This window comes from Aestuariivita sp. (assembly GCF_049276915.1).
Classification (GTDB): Bacteria; Pseudomonadota; Alphaproteobacteria; order Rhodobacterales; family Rhodobacteraceae; genus Aestuariivita.
Window position 1 is genome coordinate 1 of record NZ_JBASXK010000168.1, and the last position, 16,367, is coordinate 16,367.

The window sequence follows — 16,367 nt, forward strand, 5'->3', positions numbered from 1 at the left end:
GAATATGCGCGGTTGCCCACAAAGCTGATGCGTTCGACCTCGACAGTGCCGCTTTCGCCAATCTCGAAGATCAGGTCAACGCGGTTTTCCGAACGCCGGATGATGCGCGGGGTCACAGTGGCCGAGATCCGACCCTGCTGGGCATAGGCCTCGGCGATGATGTTGGCATCGCGCTCTGCCACCGTTGGGTTGAACACGCGCCGGGGTGCGCTTTCGATGAACCCGGCCAGGGCCTCGTCATCGATCCGCTGGTTGCCTTCGAAATTGACGCGGTTGATCGTCGGAAACTCGGTGACCTTGATCACAAGGGTCGATCCGCGCGGTTCAAGCTCGACCGTTTCGAACAATCCGCTGTCCACAATACGCTGATAGGCGTCGTTCAACTCGCCGCCGGTTACCGATTGACCGGCACCGATTCCCGTGAATGTCGCGATTGTGGCGGTATCAATCCGCTGATTTCCCTCGACCACGACCGAATTGAAACGGAAATTCTGCGCCTGTGCAGATGTCGGTGAAACGGCGAAAACCGTTGCAATCGCTAGGAAAAATGAGGCCGCCCATCCCCACAAGATGTGGAGCCTGACTGGCTCTGAACCGCAGCATGTACGCTTTTTTGTGCTCAAGCCCATCTTCAACCTATCCATTTTACTTGGCGGAGAGTTGAAGCGTGGATAACCAGATCGGGCAGCCTTGTCAAAAACAAGAACGCCCTTGAGGGCTTTAGGCGGCGTCTGCATTTAGGGGATTCCCAAATCACCTTCCGTTTGATTCAAGATCAAAAACGGGAGGTGAGCTTGAGCAGACGAACTTTGACAGACAGGCAGTGGGCGATCATCGAGCCCTTGGTTCCGGGCAAGAAAGGTGATCGAGGGCGGACGGGTGCCGACAACCGACTGTTTCTTGACGCGATCCTTTGGCTGGCGCGGGGCGCCTCGCCCTGGCGCGACTTGCCGCCCGAGCTGGGTAACTGGCGCACAGTGCATTCCCGATTCCGGCGCTGGACGATTGCCGGTGTTTGGGAGAGTCTTTTCAAAGCGTTAAGCACAGACCCGGACTTCGAATATGTCCTTGTCGATGCGACCATCTGCAAGACCCACGCGGATGCCACCTCTCAAAAAGGGGGCTTGAAGCTGCCGGTATTGGCCGCTCCAAAGGCGGCCTGACGACCAAGATTCATGCGGCAGTCGATGCGCTCGGGCTGCCGATCCGCACCGTTATCACTCCCGGCCAATGGGGCGACAGCCCACAAGCACGCGGCTTGATCGAAGGCCTCACAGCCGCGCAACACGTCATCATGGACGCGGCCTATGACGCCGATCATCTGCGCGCTTTCATCGCCGATGATCTGAACGCAACCGCACACATCAAGCGAAACCCCACCCGAAAGGAAGATCGGCCAATCGATTGGCTGCTCTACAAGGAGCGGCATTTGGTTGAGTGTTTCTTCAACCGTATCAAGCGCTTCCGACGCATTGCCTTGCGCTGCGAGAAAACTGTCAGCTCATTCAAAGCCTTCGTAGACATCGCCTGCGTCATGGCATGGATCAGTTAAATGCAGACGCCGCCTAGACCACAGACTGTTGAGAACAGGTCACCAGGTCACAAGACCAAGGCTTCCCACATAAAGACCGGCCAGCAGCGACAGCGAAATCGTGATCACATACAAAATGCGGTCCCAGTTCAATTCGAACATCAGGCTCAGACCGTTCAAGGATTTCGTCAGCGTCGACATTTTCGCATACCCGGATAGCTTCTTCCTACCCGGACCTTCTAGCAAGGCAATGTGGCAGGAATTTGGCAGGGCGTGTCGGGTTTGGCGTCAGGGGCAGAAGATATCGTTGCCGATGGCAAACACCATCAGGGACAGGATCAACGCGATGCCCGTGGCCATCATCACCTGCAAGGCCCGGTCGCTTGGAGGTTTGCCGGATACGGCTTCATAGGCGTAAAACACCAGATGCCCGCCATCCAGCGCCGGGATCGGGAACAGGTTCAGCATCCCCACAGCCACCGACAGAACGGCGATGAACCAGATGAAACTGTCCGCCCCCTGGCTGGCCATGGAGCCCGAAGTTTCCGCAATCCCGATGACACCGCTCATGTTGCAGGTGCTGATCGCGCCGGTGATCATGTGATAGAGGCCCGAGAACGAGTTCTCGATCACGACCCAGGTCTGCACAACGCCGCCCATGATCGCATCCCCGATGCCCATCGCCTCGGTTGCGGGTGAAAACGCCATCCCGCCCACGATGCCGATGCGCCATTGGGTCTGAAACCCGCCTTCGTCCAGTGGTTCATCCACCCGCTTCGGGGCCAGAGCGAATTGCAGCATGGTCCCGTCGCGCCAGATATCCAGAAGCAGAACCCGCCCGCCCGAGCCTTCAACGGCGTCTCGGAGCTGATCAAAGGCAAAGATCGGTGCGCCGTCGATCGCGGTGATCACATCGCCCGGCTTGATGTCGATATCATCCGCCGCACTGCGCGGTGCGACCTGCTGCACATGGGGCGGGAACAGGAACGGACCGGTCAGCGTGCTTTCGCCACCTGCGCGCTCGACCGTATAGCTGAGCGTGGGGGTCGTGGGCAGCGCATCGGTAAAGGTGCTCCAGTCTTCGCCATCGCCGACGCGCGGCGCGGGCATGCCGGCAATGGCGACGATCTCATCGCCCGCCATCAACTCATAGGCACCATCGGGCAGTGCCGCGATTTCGCCGACCGTCAGCGGGTCGCGCGGCTGGCCCTGAAACACCATCATCCCGGCAAAGACGATGATCGACATGATGAAGTTGAACGCAGGCCCGGCCGCCACGGTCAGCGTGCGCGCCCAGAGCGGCGCTCCGTGCATGGTGCGCCGCAGCGCCACGGGATCGGCGGCGACCTCTTCCATCGCCTCGCTGTCCTTGCCCGATGCCGCATTGGCATCGCCTGCGAATTTCACGAAGCCACCAAAAGGAAGGGCTGCCATCTGCCAGCGCGTGCCGCGTTTATCAATGCGTGAAAACAGGATCGGTCCGAACCCCAGCGAGAACACATCCGCATGAATGCCAGTCCAGCGCCCGACGATGTAATGGCCGTATTCATGCACCGCCACGATCACCGAAAGGGCGACGATGAACGCCAGAATGGTCAGCGCAAAGCCGCCAAATTGAGGAATCAGTCCGACAATATCCAAAAAACTATCCTGCTCGTTCTTCCATGACCTGATCGGCCCGCTCTCTGGCCAGATGGTCTGTTTGCATGACGTTATCAAGGGTCATTGCGGCATCAATGCGCCCCGGATCGGCCTCGAACCGGGTCAACACCTCTTCCACGACTTCCGCCATGTCCAGAAATCCGATGCGCCCGGCGATGAACGCATCCAGCGCGCGTTCCTTGGCCGCGTTGAAGACGGCCCCCGACAATCCGCCCCGCTCCATCACGTTGCGCGCAAGGCGCAGGGCGGGATAGCGGCGCAGATCGGGCTCCACGAAGGTCAGTTGCGCGATCTGCGCCAGATTCAGCCGCGCCACCGGAAGATCGCGCCGTTCGGGATAATGCAGCGCATAGCCGATCGCGTGGCGCATATCCGGCGGGCCCACATGGGCCATCAGCGCGCCATCGACAAAGCCGACGATCGCGTGGATCAGGCTTTCGGGATGCACGATGGTTTCGATCTGATTGGCGCGAACCCCAAAATATTCCTTGGTTTCAATTAGTTCCAAGGCTTTATTGAACATGGATGCTGAATCGATCGTGATCCGCTGGCCCATATCCCAATTGGGATGGCTTGAGGCCTCAGCCAATGTCGCATGTTTCAGCGCCTCCAGAGGCCAGTCCCGGAACGCGCCCCCGCTGGCGGTGATGATGATGCGTTCGACCGCCGACATGTCTTCGCCCACAAGACCCTGGAACACCGCCGAATGTTCGCTGTCCACCGGCAGCAATCGCGTGTTGTTCTCGCGCGCGGTGCGCAGGATCAGCTCGCCCGCGCAGACCAGCGATTCCTTGTTGGCCAGCGCCAGAACCGCGCCCTGTTCCAATGCTCTCAAACCAGGCCGCAGCCCGGCGCTGCCGACAATCGCAGACATCACCCAGTCGGCCGGGCGTGAGGCCGCCTCATCGAGCGCCACCTGCCCCGCTGTCGCCTCGACGCCCGAGCCCGCAAGGGCCGCGCGCAGGTCCTCAAGGCGAGTCTCATCTGCGGTGACCGCCACATCCGCCTTCAGGCGCCGGGCATCCTTGGCAAGCTGGGCGATATTGCCCGACCCGCTCAGCGCGACAACGTCATAGTCCTGTGGCGCGCGCGCGATCAGGTCTATGGTGTTCTGACCGATCGAGCCCGTGGCACCGAAGATGGACACGCGCCGCACCATCAGCCCAGCCCCGGCGGAAAGCCGACGACCTGTGCTGCAAGCAACAGGAACACCGACGCCCCCAGCATCCCGTCAAAGCGATCCAGCAAGCCGCCATGGCCGGGGATCAGACTGCTGGAATCCTTGACATCCATCTTGCGCTTGATCGCGCTCTCGGCGATGTCGCCCATTTGCGAGGCCAGCGCCACCGCCGCCGACAGCGCCACCAGAGCAACCGAGGTTCCGGTGCCGAGCGCGAATACAAGGCCCACGAGGGCGGCCGCCAGCCAGCCGGCAACAGTGCCCGACCAAGTCTTCTTGGGGCTGACGCGCGGCCAGAAACGGGGCCCGCCCAGCATCCGGCCTGCGAAATATCCCGCAACATCCGTGGCCACCACCACCAGCGCAAGCCAAAGCATCCAGATAAAGCCGAAATCATCGCGCACCGACATCATGCCAAAGCCCGCCAGCAGCACGAGGGCGACAAAGACCAGATAGATAAGACGGTGCGACCGGATCTGGCTCAGCCCCACCAGCGCAGGCACCAGCAGGATCGGCAAGGCAATCGGTGCGGGCAGATAAATCGCGATCATCGAGGCCACAGCGGCCAGCACGCCCAGTTGCAGCGCCAGGCGCGGCGCATCTGCCGCAAGCATCCGCACCAATTCCCACACCATCGCACCGCACAGGATGGCGACAAAGGCGTGAAACACATCGCCGCCCGCCGCCACGGCACCCAGACCGACCACCAGCATGACCGCGCCCGAGCCCATGCGCACGGCCAGATCATGCCATTGCGCGCTGTCGCTCACGTGGTAACCGCCCCAAAGCGGCGATCCCGCGCGCCATAGGACCGGCACAGACGTTCCAGTTCAGCGGCGGTAAAGTCAGGCCAGAGCGTATCGATGAATTCATATTCCGAATAGGCCGACTGCCAGAGCAGGAAATTCGAGATCCGCGCCTCGCCGCTGGTGCGGATCACCAGATCGGGATCGGGCAAGACCCGGGTATCCAGATAGCGTGGCAGGGTTTCCTCGTCGACATGCTCGGGCAGCAGCACACCATCCGCCACATCCTGGGCCAGACGGCGCGTGGCGCGTGCCACCTCGTCGCGCGCGCCGTAGTTCAGCGCGATGGTCAGATGGACCCGGTCATTGTTGCGCGTCACCTCTTCCATTTCGTCCATCAGCTTAACCAGCTTCTGATCCAGCCTGACCCGGTCCCCGATGAAGCGCACGCGCACCTGTTCGGCATCCAGTTCGCGCAGTTCCTTGGCTATATAGCGGCGAAACAGGCTCATCAGGCCTGCGACTTCGACCTGTGTGCGCTTCCAATTCTCGGTCGAAAACGCAAAGATCGTCAGATACTTGATACCCAGACGCGGGCAGCACTCCACCACCTCGCGCACCCGCTGCGCCCCGGCGTGATGGCCAAACAGGCGCGGGCGTCCGCGTGCTTTCGCCCAGCGTCCATTCCCATCCATGATGATCGCCACATGGCCCGGCCCGGCAAAACCGGGCACCGCAGTCTCTTGGGACGGGCTGAGATCATGGGCAGGTTCATTCGGCATCGGCCCGGTCAGACCTGCATGATTTCGGTTTGTTTGTTCTCAAGGGCCGCATCCACCGCGGCGATCATCTTGTCGGTCAGGGTCTGCACCTCGGATTCCCAGAATTTCTGGTCGTCCTCGCTGATGCCATCGGCTTTGGCCTTCTTGATCTGGTCCATCCCGTCGCGCCGCACATTGCGGATCGAGACCCGTGCGCCTTCGGCATATTGCCCGGCCACTTTGGTCAGCTCGCGGCGGCGTTCTTCGTTCAGCTCGGGAATCGGCAGCATGATGATGGTGCCATTTGTCTGAGGATTGATCCCCAAGCCGCTCTCGCGAATGGCTTTTTCGACTTTGCTGACCAGTCCCTTGTCCCAGACGTTCACCGTGACCATGCGCGGTTCGGGCACGTTCACCGTGCCCACCTGGTTGATCGGTGTCATCGCGCCATAGGCATCGACCATCACCGGTTCCAGCATGGAGGCGCTGCCGCGCCCGGTACGAAGAGACGCGAATTCCGTTCTCAGAGATGCGATTGCTCCGTCCATCCGGCGTTCCAGATCGTCGGTATCCAGCATGAAATCGTCTGACATGTGCCTGCTCTGTTTGTGTGTTTTAGAGGATATACCCGGTTTTTTGCCGGTTTGTATAGGTTAGCCGTGCACCTTGGTATAGGTGCCGCGCCCGGCAAGAATACCACGAAAGCCGCCCGGTTCATCAAGGCTGAACACGATGATGGGCAGATTGTTGTCACGCGCCAGGGCAATGGCGCTGGCATCCATCACGCCCAGGCGTTTGGCCAGGCAATCGTCATAGCTGACCTCGTCATAGCGTTTGGCATCATCGAACTTGTTGGGATCCTTGTCATAGACGCCATCGACCTTGGTGCCTTTGAAGATGGCTTCGCAGCTCATCTCATTGGCGCGCAGTGTCGCGGCCGTGTCGGTGGTGAAATAGGGATTGCCCGTGCCGGCGGCAAAGATGCAGACGCGGTGTTTCTCAAGATGGCGCACCGCGCGGCGGCGAATATAGGGCTCGGCCACCTCGTTCATGGTGATGGCCGAAATCACACGGGTATAGACCCCCTTGGCCTCGAGCGCGGATTGCATGGCCAGCGCGTTCATCACAGTGGCCAGCATGCCCATGTAATCGGCGGTGGTACGTTCCATCCCCTGCGCCGAGCCCTGCAGGCCGCGAAAGATGTTGCCGCCCCCGATCACCATGCAGATCTGAACACCCAGATCATGGACCGATTTCACCTCATCGGCGATCCGCTCGACGGTGGGCGGGTGCAGACCAAACCCCTGGTCTCCCATCAAGGCCTCTCCCGAAATCTTGAGCATCACGCGTTTGTAGGTTGTGTCGGGAAGGTCTTCTGGGGTGTTGCTCATATTGCGCTCCGCTCTGGCACCGGATTAACTCTGTCGCAAACTGTCCTAAATCGCGCCGGGTTTCAATGCGTCCCGACCGCGATAGATGCCACAAGCGCATGTTAAGTGAGACCCGATGTCCCTGCCCCCGATTCCTTCTGATTTGCCGGTGCTGATTGCCGGGCCGACCGCCTCGGGCAAATCCGCGCTGGCGATGCAGATCGCGCGCGATCATGGCGGGGTGATCGTGAATGCGGATGCGTCGCAGGTCTATAAATGCTGGCGCGTTGTGACCGCCCGCCCCAGCGAGGCCGAGGAAGCCGAGTTGCCCCATCGCCTGTTTGGCCATGTGGCCTGGGATGCGCCCTATTCCGCGGGGCACTGGCTGCGCGAGGTGGCACAGGAGCTTGAGGGCGGTGCGCGCCCCATCATCGTGGGCGGCACGGGGCTTTATTTCCTGGCCCTGACCGAGGGCATGGCAGAGATCCCCGAAACGCCCGAGGATCTGCGCCAGCGGGCAGATGCGCTGTCACTGTCCCAGATGCTGTCTGACCTTGACCGAGCCACACATGCCCGCATCGACACGGCCAACCGCGCGCGGGTGCAGCGCGCCTGGGAAGTGCTGCGCAACACCGGACGCGGACTGGCCGAGTGGCAGGCGGATACGCCGGCCCCGCTTCTGGCGCTGAAAGACTGCGCGCCGATTGTTCTGGATGTGCACAAGGATTGGCTGGAGACCCGGATTTTCCAGCGTTTTGATGCCATGATCAAGGGCGGGGCGCTGGACGAAGTCGCGGCCATGCGCGCGCGCTATGATCCGGCCAAACCCTCTTGCCGCGCGATCGGCGTTCCCGAACTGATGGCCCATGTGCGCGGAGACATCACGCTCGAGGAGGCCCGCATCAGCGCCAGCATCGCAACACGCCAGTTTGCCAAGCGCCAGCGCACATGGTTTCGCAAGCGCATGCGCGATTGGATTTCGGTCGCACCGCCCGCGCTGTGAGCAAATGCGCGACAATGTCGCATTTGATCAAGGGGTATGTCGCGATTGTTACAAAAAATCACAAAAGCAAGCGTTGACCTGTGACGACCTTTTGTGCCGAATAGGCGCAAGGGGATGTCAAATATAATAAATCCCCGGCTTCAACAGGGTGCGTCTCGCGGGTTGCGGGGCTCGGTTCATGTGTGAACCGGATGCACCGCCACACCAAGGGAGAGACGATGTCTGTAGAAACGATCAATGGTAAACCGGTTCACTGGGCCGCGAAAATGCATGCGGCAGAATATGCAGAAGGCAAACTCAGCCGACGCGAATTCCTGACCCGCGCCACGGCGCTGGGTGTCACGGCGACAGCCGCTTATGGAATGATCGGGGCCACCGCGCCCGTGCAGGCTGGCGGACATGCCCAACAGGGCGGCACCTTGCGCGTTCAGATGAGCGTGCGCGCACTCAAGGACCCGGTCACCTATGACTGGTCCGAACATGGCAACCAGGGCCGTGGAACCTGGGAGTATCTGGTCGAGTATCAATCCGACGGCACGTTCCGCGGCATGCTGCTGGAAAGCTGGGAAATCAACGAAGATGCGACGCAATACACCCTGAACATCCGCCCCGGCGTGAAGTGGCAGAACGGCGATGATTTCACCGCCGATGACGTGGCGCGCAACATCACCAAATGGTGCGATAAATCCATCGAAGGCAATTCGATGGCCGGACGTTTCGCCGCGCTGGTTGATCCTGAAACGGACAAGGCGCTGGACGGTTCCATTGAAGTGGTCGACGCGACAACCGTGCGCCTGAACCTGCCGCAGCCGGATATCTCACTGATTGCCGGCATGTCGGATTACCCGTCCTGCATCACCCACTCCAGCTTCCAGGAACAGGATTACACCAAGAACATCGGCACCGGACCTTTCATCATCGAGGAACTGGAAGTCGGCGTGAAATGTACCCTCGTTCGCGCACCCGACCACACCTGGTGGGGCACCGAGGTCCTGGGCGGCCCCTTCCTTGATCGCATCGAATACATCGACTTTGGCACCGATCCCACGGCGTGGGTGTCGGCTCTGGAATCCGATGAAGTCGATATGCTGCACGAATCCGTGGGTGAATTCATCGACGTGATGGATGCGCTGGGCTTTGTGAAATCCGAAGCCGTGACCATGAGCACGCTGGTGATCCGGCCCAACCAGCTGGCCGAAGTCGACGGCAAGAAGCCCTATGCGGACGTGCGCGTGCGCCGCGCATTGCAGATGGCGGTGGACAATGCGGTCTGTCTGGAAATCGGCTTTGGCGGTCGCGGTCAGGTGGCCGAGAACCATCACGTCGGCCCCAAGCATCCCGAATATGCCGCACTGCCGCCCCAGGAGGTCAACCCCGAGAAGGCCCGTGCCTTGATGGAAGAAGCCGGGATGCTGGATTTCGAGCATGAAATCATCTCGATTGACGATGACTGGCGCAAGAATACCACCGATGCGGTGGCCGCTCAGCTGCGGGATGCGGGCTTCAATGTGAAACGGACAGTTCTGCCGGGCTCGACCTTCTGGAACGACTGGACGAAATATCCTTACAGCTCGACCAACTGGAACCACCGTCCGCTGGCCGTACAGATCCACGCGCTGGCCTATCGTTCAGGCGAGGCCTGGAACGAGTTCGGCTGGGAGAATGCAGAGTTCGACGCGTTGTTGTCCCAGGCCCTGGCCCTTGCGGACGCCGACCAGCGCCGCGAAGTCATGGCCAAGATGGAGAAGCTGATCCAGGACGAGGGTGTCACCATCCAGCCCTATTGGCGCTCGCTCTTCCGTCACATGAAGGACACGCTCACGGGGACTGACATGCACATCGCCTTCGAGCACCATCACTACAAATGGGCCTTCAAGGCCACATAAGACAAAAGCAAGGGCCGCGCATATCGCGCGGCCCTTGGCGATGTATCTGCTCGCCACAGATCGCAGGCTGCCGCGTTTGAGCGCCTTGAAACCTGACCGACAGGGGAACCAATGGGACTGTTTATCCTACGAAGAACAGGCATGATGATTCTGACCGCGTTATGCCTGACGTTCGTCGTATTCTTCATGACAAACCTTTATCCGAACCTCGAAAAACTCGCCAAGACACAGGGCAACTTTCGCATGTCGGATGAAGCCGTTGCCAGCTATCTGGAAAACAATGGGTATCTGCAGCCGGTCTTTCTCAAATATGCCCAGTGGCTGGGGGCCGCACCCGGCTGGACGCGCGAAGTCAACGACGGCTATCGCGGTCGCTGCGTGCGCGGCACCGTCAGCCAGGAAGAGCTGGCGGCCGCCCCCACATTCTGCGGTATCCTGCAAGGCGACTGGGGCTATTCCACGGTGTTCAAGGATGATGTCGGCTCCCTTGTCGCCACGCGGCTGGGTCTGACCGGCAAGCTGATGTTCTTCGTGCTGATCCTGATGGTGCCCATGGCGCTGCTGGTGGGCGTTCTGGCTGGCATGAAGGAGGGCTCGGTGACAGACCGCTCTCTCTCGACCTTCTCGATCGCCACGACGGCGACACCGGAATATGTTTCGGGTGTGATCTTCATTGCGGTCTTTGCCTCGTCTGCGGTGGGGCTGAGATGGTTCAAGGGCACCGCGACAGCGGCGATGGAAAACGCGACATTCGACAACTTCTTTCTGCCGGTGCTGACGATTGCGCTTTATGGCATGGGATATATCGCGCGCATGACACGCGCCTCGATGACCGAGGTGATGACCGCACAATACATCCGGACAGCGCGGCTCAAAGGCGTGTCCTTCCCCAATATCGTGATGAAACACGCCCTGCGCAACGCGCTGATTGCGCCCTTTACCGTGATCATGCTGCAGTTCCCCTGGCTGCTGAACGGGGTCGTCATCGTCGAGACGCTTTTCAACTACAAAGGCTTCGGATGGCTGCTTGTCCAGGCTGCCGGCAATAATGACATCGAGCTGCTTCTGGCGGTCTCGGTTGTTTCCGTGATCGTCGTTCTGGTGACACAGCTGATATCGGATATCGGCTATGTTTTCCTGAACCCGCGTATCAGAATTTCCTGAGGGGGCCTGAACCATGGAACCATTAACCTGGGCCGAAATCATCGCCCGCATGTTCTGGCAGTTCACCCCCGTGTGGATCGCGCTTGTCGTGCTGTTCGCAGTCTCGGCCGCGTTCAAGAGGCGTCTGGGGCTTTATGGCAAGCTTTATGACAGCCCCATCGGCCTGATCGGCTTTGCCCTCGTGATGTTCTGGGTCTTTACCGGCATCTTCGGCGCGATGGACCTGATCATCACCCATGACCCGCTTACGCAGGTTTCGGGCATGAAGAACAAGGTGCCCGGCACGCCACTGGCGGGGGCCGAGGCGGGCGATTATCCCTATTACCTGCTGGGGGGCGACAACCTGGCGCGTGACGTGTTCAGCCGCATGGTGGACGGCGCCTGGGTGGTGGTGCAGATCGCGCCCCTGGCCACGCTGTTTGCCTTCATGGTCGGTATCACGCTGGGCCTGCCTGCGGGCTATTACGGCGGCAAGCTGGATACGCTGCTGTCGTTCCTGGCGAACCTCATCCTCGCCTTCCCGGTGATCCTGCTGTTTTATCTGCTGGTCACGCCCGAGATCGTGCAGACCGGTGTGCCAAACTATATGGCGACCGTCCTGTTCGTCTTCCCGCTGGTCTTTGTCGGGGTGCTGCTGAATTCGCGCTATTACACCCAGCCAAGTTTCCGCACACCGCTGCTAATCGGGGTTCTGGGGCTGATGGCATGGATCTATCTGTCGCTGATCTCGGAGGTGGGTTCCAAGGTCTATGTGCTGCCGGGGATACTGGATCTGTTTGACATTCCGGGCGGGATCCTCGTGGTCTTTGTGTCGGTAGTCTTCGTGAACTCGCCCACGGTGTTCCGGATCGTTCGGGGACTGGCGATGGATATCAAGACCCGAGACTATGTCGCCGCGGCGCAAACCCGCGGTGAGGGTCCGTGGTACATCATGCTCTGGGAGATCCTGCCCAATGCCCGCGGCCCACTGATCGTCGATTTCTGTCTGCGCATCGGCTATACTACGATCCTTCTGGGCACACTGGGCTTCTTTGGCCTGGGGCTTCCGCCGGAAAGCCCGGATTGGGGCTCGACCATCAATGAGGGGCGCAAGCTTCTGTCGATCTATCTGCACCCTGCTCTGCCGCCTGCATTTGCGCTGTTGTCGATGGTGCTGGGGCTGAACCTGCTGGCCGATGGTTTGCGCGAAGAAAGCCTGAAGGACTGATGTAAGGGACGGGACCGGGGGCCAGCCCCCGGACCCCCGGGAATATTTTCGGCAAGATGAAGGTGCAGCGCATCGCATTTGCCTGACAGGGAGACGATCATGTCGAAACTGCAAGACTATGAAGGCCCGATCCTGGAAATCGACAAACTGTCGATCTCCTTCTTTACCCGACTGCGGGAAATCCCGGCGGTGATGGATTTTTCGGTTTCGGTGCAACCCGGAGAGGCGGTTGGCCTTGTGGGGGAATCAGGTTGCGGAAAATCCACGGTGGCGCTGGGGGTGATGCAGGATCTGGGCAAGAACGGCCGTGTCGTGGGAGGCACGATCAAGTTCAAGGGGCGCGATCTGGCCCAGATGAGCGCGGAAGAGCTGCGCGACATTCGCGGCAATGAAATCGCGATGATCTATCAGGAACCCATGGCCTCGCTCAATCCCGCGATGCGGATCGGACGGCAGTTGATGGAAGTGCCGATGATCCATGAGGGCGTATCCGAGGACGAGGCCCATCAGCGCGCGCTGGAAGTCGTGCGCGATGTGAAACTGCCTGACCCGGAGCGGATCCTGAAATCCTTTCCCCATCAGCTGTCGGGGGGGCAACAGCAGCGGATCGTGATCGCCATGGCGCTGATGTCCAAGCCTGCGTTGCTGATCCTGGATGAACCCACCACCGCGCTGGATGTGACGGTCGAGGCGGCCGTGGTGGAACTGGTCAAGGATCTGGGGAAGAAATACGGCACCTCGATGCTGTTCATCAGCCACAACCTGGGTCTGGTTCTGGAAACCTGTGACCGGATCTGCGTGATGTATTCCGGCGAGGCGGTCGAGCGCGGCTCGATCAAGGATGTGTTTGACGAGATGCAGCACCCCTATACGCAGGCGCTGTTCCGCTCGATCCCCTTGCCGGGGGCTGACAAGAACTCGCGTCCGCTGATCGCCATTCCGGGCAATTTCCCCCTGCCCCATGAGCGCCCCCAGGGCTGCAACTTTGGACCGCGCTGTGATTATTTCGAAGCCAGACGCTGTGATCAGGGGGATATCGTGATGTCTTCGGTGCCAGGCAATGACCGGCATGCGACGCGCTGCGTGAAGTTTCAGGAGATCGACTGGAACGCCCCGATCACCCTGGCCGAGACCAAGGTCAAGGGCGAGATCGGCGATGTGGTGCTGAAGATGGAGAACCTCAAGAAATATTACGAGGTGGCAGCCAATGCGCTGTTCGGCGGCGGTGACAAGAAAGTGGTCAAGGCCAATGAGACGCTGACCTTCGAGGCGCGCGAATCCGAGACGCTGGCCATCGTGGGCGAATCCGGTTGCGGCAAATCCACCTTTGCCAAGGTGCTGATGGGGTTGGAAACCGCGACCGACGGGCAGATCCTGCTGAACAACCAGAGCATCGGAGATGTGCCCATCGAAGAGCGCACCACCCAGAATGTCGCCGACATCCAGATGGTGTTCCAGAACCCGTTCGATACGCTCAACCCGTCCATGACCGTGGGCCGTCAGATCATCCGCGCGCTGGAAATCTTTGGCATCGGCAAGAATGAAGCCGAGCGGCGTCAGCGGATGCTGGAGCTGCTGGATCTGGTGAAGCTGCCGCGCGCCTTTGCCGAACGCATGCCGCGACAATTGTCGGGCGGTCAGAAACAGAGGGTGGGCATTGCGCGCGCCTTTGCGGGGGATGCGCGGATCGTGGTGGCCGATGAGCCGGTTTCGGCGCTGGATGTGTCGGTGCAGGCAGCGGTGACGGATCTGCTGATGGAGATCCAGCGTGAACACAAGACAACCTTGTTGTTCATCAGCCATGATCTGTCGATCGTGCGCTATCTGTCGGATCGGGTCATGGTTATGTATCTTGGCCATGTGGTGGAACTGGGCACGACGGACCAGGTGTTTTCTCCGCCCTATCACCCCTATACCGAGGCGCTTTTGTCGGCGGTGCCAATCGCCGATACCTCCGTGGTGAAAAAGCATATCGTGCTGGAAGGGGATATTCCCTCGGCGATGAACCCGCCGCCGGGCTGTCCGTTCCAGACGCGGTGCGGCTGGAAATCACAGGTGCCCGGTGGGCTTTGCGAGAAAGAAGTGCCGCCCGTGCGAATCCTGGAGGGGGCGCATCAGATCAAGTGCCACCTGAGCGACGAGAAACTGGCCGAGATGGAGCCGGTGATCAAGATGGCGGCTGAATAGGCATCACGACGTCGACATGCGCGGGCGGGCCGGCCGCTCGGACTGTCTTTGAAAAGGTCATGTTCCCCGCGCCTTTCGGGCTCAAGAGCCGGTCACGCGGTCTGCACCATCTGCGCCACAGGTCCGGGCACCCGGAGCGCCTTGGCGCATGGGCTCAGCTGCCCAGGATGATGCGCACGTAGTCGCGCGTCTCTTTGAAGGGGGGTACGCCCTTGTGTTTGCGCACCGCTTCGGGGCCGGCGTTATAGGCGGCCAGCGCCAGACGCCAGGAGCCGAAGGTGCGATATTGTTCGGCCAGGTAGCGCGCCCCGCCATCGAGGTTTTGCGCCGGTACATCGGCGTCCACCCGCAGATAGCGCGCCGTGGCCGGCATCAGTTGCGCCAGACCCATTGCGCCCTTGTGCGAGCGGGCCGAGGAGTTCCAGCCCGATTCCTGTTGCACCAGTCGCAGGAACAGGTCTTCGGGGATGCCGTGGCGACGTGCAGCAGCGCGCGCCATATCAAGATAGGGGCCACGATACTTGCCGGTATAGGCCGGAATGCCGCCCTGCCCCGGTACATAGGAGGTTTGGGGCTGCAAACGCACAGAGGAGGCGTATTGCGTGGCCGCGCGGGTATCGAGGACCCGTTTTTGCGAATTGAACAGCTGTTTGCGGTTCTTGGTCGAAAACAGGTCTGCCGATGCCGTGACCGGCAAAAGAAGTCCCGCAGCCAAAAGAAGAAACAGCGGCTTATTCATCTCGCCAAAATGCCCCATACCCTTTTCCTGGCGAGACTATATCCAATTCGGGCGATTTTGCCAGTCTTCGTTGTTCAAATCCGTTAACCATGTTTCAACCGCTTGTGGGTGAGTGTAGGGTCTCAGGAACGGCCTGCCAGATTCGAGGGCGGGCCTGACGCATAGATAGACAAAACTGCGGGGGGCATCATGGCGGGCTCAGTCAACAAGGTCATCATCATCGGCAATCTCGGGCGTGATCCCGAAGTGCGCACGTTCCAGAACGGCGGAAAGGTGTGTAATCTGCGCATCGCGACCTCTGAAAACTGGAAAGACCGCAACACCGGTGAAAAGCGTGAGCGCACCGAATGGCACAGCGTTGCCATTTTCAACGAGAACCTTGCCCGTCTTGCCGAGCAATATCTGCGCAAGGGCTCGAAGGTCTATGTCGAGGGCAAGCTCGAGACGCGCAAATGGCAGGATCAGTCCGGTCAGGACCGCTATACCACCGAAGTGGTGCTGCGCCCCTATGCCGGAGAGCTGACCTTTCTTGACGGGCGCGACGGTGGCAGCGCAGGCCAGATCGGCGCCGATCAGGGCGGATATGGCGACAGCTATGGCGGTGGCTATGACAGCGGTCCGTCGGACAACATGGGCGGCGGTGGCAGAAGCCCCGCACCCTCGCGCGATCTGGATGACGAAATCCCGTTCTGATCCGCCAAAGCCTGCCCATGACGGTTTGATCGCAGGCGGGGATGTCCCGCTGCGATCGAGCGCCATCTGGCGCGTGCCTGTTGATAGGCGTCTTCGGGAAAGAAAGGCGGGCCCGCCCCAATGGCGGAGATCGGACCGGGCGTAAACCGGTACGTTCAGGCTTTGGTGTGAGCAAAGCCGCTTGGCCGTTTTGAACGTGAGGACAAAGGGTTTTGAGGCCTGTTCCTGCGTCTCTCTC

General features: G+C 60.5%; 16 protein-coding genes. 7 read left to right on the forward strand and 9 right to left on the reverse strand.

All coding sequences use genetic code 11. The features are described from left to right. A partial coding sequence (locus WAO69_RS17630; protein WP_422181571.1) for a POTRA domain-containing protein occupies positions 1–470 on the reverse strand: 470 nt, incomplete at its 3' end. Between the two features lie 324 nt (positions 471–794). On the opposite strand from WAO69_RS17630, the gene WAO69_RS17635 reads away from it, so the two are divergent. Further along, a protein-coding gene (locus WAO69_RS17635; RefSeq protein WP_422181617.1) for an IS5 family transposase occupies positions 795–1,552 on the forward strand; the annotation gives its coding sequence in 2 pieces (ribosomal slippage) (positions 795–1,110 and positions 1,110–1,552; 759 coding nt in all). Positions 1,553–1,591: 39 nt separating this feature from the next. Here WAO69_RS17635 and WAO69_RS17640 read toward each other — a convergent pair. The 7 genes from WAO69_RS17640 to pyrH all read right to left on the reverse strand — a co-directional run bounded on the left by WAO69_RS17640 (position 1,592) and on the right by pyrH (position 7,271). Further along, on the reverse strand, positions 1,592–1,732 hold the full coding sequence (locus WAO69_RS17640) for a hypothetical protein (RefSeq protein ID WP_422181573.1): 141 nt from the start codon (positions 1,730–1,732) through the stop codon (positions 1,592–1,594). 87 nt (positions 1,733–1,819) lie between these two features. Beyond that, positions 1,820–3,172 carry an RIP metalloprotease RseP gene (gene rseP, locus WAO69_RS17645; RefSeq protein WP_422181575.1) on the reverse strand — a complete coding sequence of 451 codons (1,353 nt, stop codon included), beginning with the start codon at positions 3,170–3,172 and terminating at the stop codon, positions 1,820–1,822. A gap of 4 nt (positions 3,173–3,176) precedes the next feature. After that, positions 3,177–4,349 (reverse strand): 1-deoxy-D-xylulose-5-phosphate reductoisomerase, encoded by a 1,173-nt coding sequence (dxr, locus tag WAO69_RS17650; RefSeq protein WP_422181619.1) that lies wholly within the window; start codon positions 4,347–4,349, stop codon positions 3,177–3,179. Between the two features lie 2 nt (positions 4,350–4,351). Next, positions 4,352–5,104 carry a phosphatidate cytidylyltransferase gene (locus tag WAO69_RS17655; RefSeq protein ID WP_422181621.1) on the reverse strand — a complete coding sequence of 251 codons (753 nt, stop codon included), beginning with the start codon at positions 5,102–5,104 and terminating at the stop codon, positions 4,352–4,354. Positions 5,105–5,139: 35 nt separating this feature from the next. Then, positions 5,140–5,901 carry an isoprenyl transferase gene (locus WAO69_RS17660; RefSeq protein ID WP_422181577.1) on the reverse strand — a complete coding sequence of 254 codons (762 nt, stop codon included), beginning with the start codon at positions 5,899–5,901 and terminating at the stop codon, positions 5,140–5,142. An 8-nt stretch (positions 5,902–5,909) separates the two neighbouring features. Then, positions 5,910–6,473, reverse strand: a complete 564-nt coding sequence (gene frr, locus WAO69_RS17665) for a ribosome recycling factor (RefSeq protein WP_422181579.1) — start codon at positions 6,471–6,473, stop codon at positions 5,910–5,912. 60 nt (positions 6,474–6,533) lie between these two features. Further along, entirely contained in the window at positions 6,534–7,271 is a 738-nt protein-coding gene (pyrH, locus tag WAO69_RS17670) for a UMP kinase (RefSeq protein WP_422181581.1), read from the reverse strand. Between the two features lie 115 nt (positions 7,272–7,386). Here pyrH and miaA point away from each other — a divergent pair, with 115 nt between their 5' ends. The 5 genes from miaA (at position 7,387) to WAO69_RS17695 (ending at position 14,697) form a co-directional block, all read left to right on the forward strand. After that, on the forward strand, positions 7,387–8,253 hold the full coding sequence (gene miaA / locus WAO69_RS17675; protein ID WP_422181583.1) for a tRNA (adenosine(37)-N6)-dimethylallyltransferase MiaA: 867 nt from the start codon (positions 7,387–7,389) through the stop codon (positions 8,251–8,253). A gap of 218 nt (positions 8,254–8,471) precedes the next feature. Next, a complete protein-coding gene (locus WAO69_RS17680; RefSeq protein WP_422181585.1) occupies positions 8,472–10,139 on the forward strand; it encodes an ABC transporter substrate-binding protein in 1,668 nt (555 codons plus the stop codon). Positions 10,140–10,250: 111 nt separating this feature from the next. Continuing rightward, positions 10,251–11,303: an ABC transporter permease gene (locus tag WAO69_RS17685; RefSeq protein ID WP_422181587.1), complete on the forward strand. Its 1,053-nt coding sequence runs from the start codon at positions 10,251–10,253 to the stop codon at positions 11,301–11,303. Between the two features lie 13 nt (positions 11,304–11,316). Beyond that, on the forward strand, positions 11,317–12,510 hold the full coding sequence (locus WAO69_RS17690) for an ABC transporter permease (protein ID WP_422181589.1): 1,194 nt from the start codon (positions 11,317–11,319) through the stop codon (positions 12,508–12,510). Positions 12,511–12,609: 99 nt separating this feature from the next. Next, the gene (locus WAO69_RS17695) at positions 12,610–14,697 is read left to right on the forward strand and encodes a dipeptide ABC transporter ATP-binding protein (RefSeq protein ID WP_422181591.1); all 2,088 of its coding nucleotides are present in this window, start codon (positions 12,610–12,612) and stop codon (positions 14,695–14,697) included. Positions 14,698–14,851: 154 nt separating this feature from the next. Here WAO69_RS17695 and WAO69_RS17700 read toward each other — a convergent pair whose 3' ends face one another. Next, positions 14,852–15,436, reverse strand: a complete 585-nt coding sequence (locus WAO69_RS17700) for a lytic transglycosylase domain-containing protein (RefSeq protein ID WP_422181593.1) — start codon at positions 15,434–15,436, stop codon at positions 14,852–14,854. Positions 15,437–15,625: 189 nt separating this feature from the next. Here WAO69_RS17700 and ssb point away from each other — a divergent pair, with 189 nt between their 5' ends. Continuing rightward, the gene (ssb, locus tag WAO69_RS17705) at positions 15,626–16,129 is read left to right on the forward strand and encodes a single-stranded DNA-binding protein (RefSeq protein WP_422181595.1); all 504 of its coding nucleotides are present in this window, start codon (positions 15,626–15,628) and stop codon (positions 16,127–16,129) included. Positions 16,130–16,367: the final 238 nt, after the last annotated feature.

Coding starts and splice junctions, on each gene's coding strand:
- WAO69_RS17640 (WP_422181573.1), bottom strand. CDS start 1,732: ATGTCGACGCTGACGAAATCCTTGAACGGTCTGAGCCTGATGTTCGAA.
- WAO69_RS17655 (WP_422181621.1), bottom strand. CDS start 5,104: ATGGGCTCGGGCGCGGTCATGCTGGTGGTCGGTCTGGGTGCCGTGGCG.
- WAO69_RS17660 (WP_422181577.1), bottom strand. CDS start 5,901: ATGCCGAATGAACCTGCCCATGATCTCAGCCCGTCCCAAGAGACTGCG.
- frr (WP_422181579.1), bottom strand. CDS start 6,473: ATGTCAGACGATTTCATGCTGGATACCGACGATCTGGAACGCCGGATG.
- pyrH (WP_422181581.1), bottom strand. CDS start 7,271: ATGAGCAACACCCCAGAAGACCTTCCCGACACAACCTACAAACGCGTG.
- miaA (WP_422181583.1), top strand. CDS start 7,387: ATGTCCCTGCCCCCGATTCCTTCTGATTTGCCGGTGCTGATTGCCGGG.
- WAO69_RS17680 (WP_422181585.1), top strand. CDS start 8,472: ATGTCTGTAGAAACGATCAATGGTAAACCGGTTCACTGGGCCGCGAAA.
- WAO69_RS17685 (WP_422181587.1), top strand. CDS start 10,251: ATGGGACTGTTTATCCTACGAAGAACAGGCATGATGATTCTGACCGCG.
- WAO69_RS17690 (WP_422181589.1), top strand. CDS start 11,317: ATGGAACCATTAACCTGGGCCGAAATCATCGCCCGCATGTTCTGGCAG.
- WAO69_RS17695 (WP_422181591.1), top strand. CDS start 12,610: ATGTCGAAACTGCAAGACTATGAAGGCCCGATCCTGGAAATCGACAAA.
- WAO69_RS17700 (WP_422181593.1), bottom strand. CDS start 15,436: ATGAATAAGCCGCTGTTTCTTCTTTTGGCTGCGGGACTTCTTTTGCCG.
- ssb (WP_422181595.1), top strand. CDS start 15,626: ATGGCGGGCTCAGTCAACAAGGTCATCATCATCGGCAATCTCGGGCGT.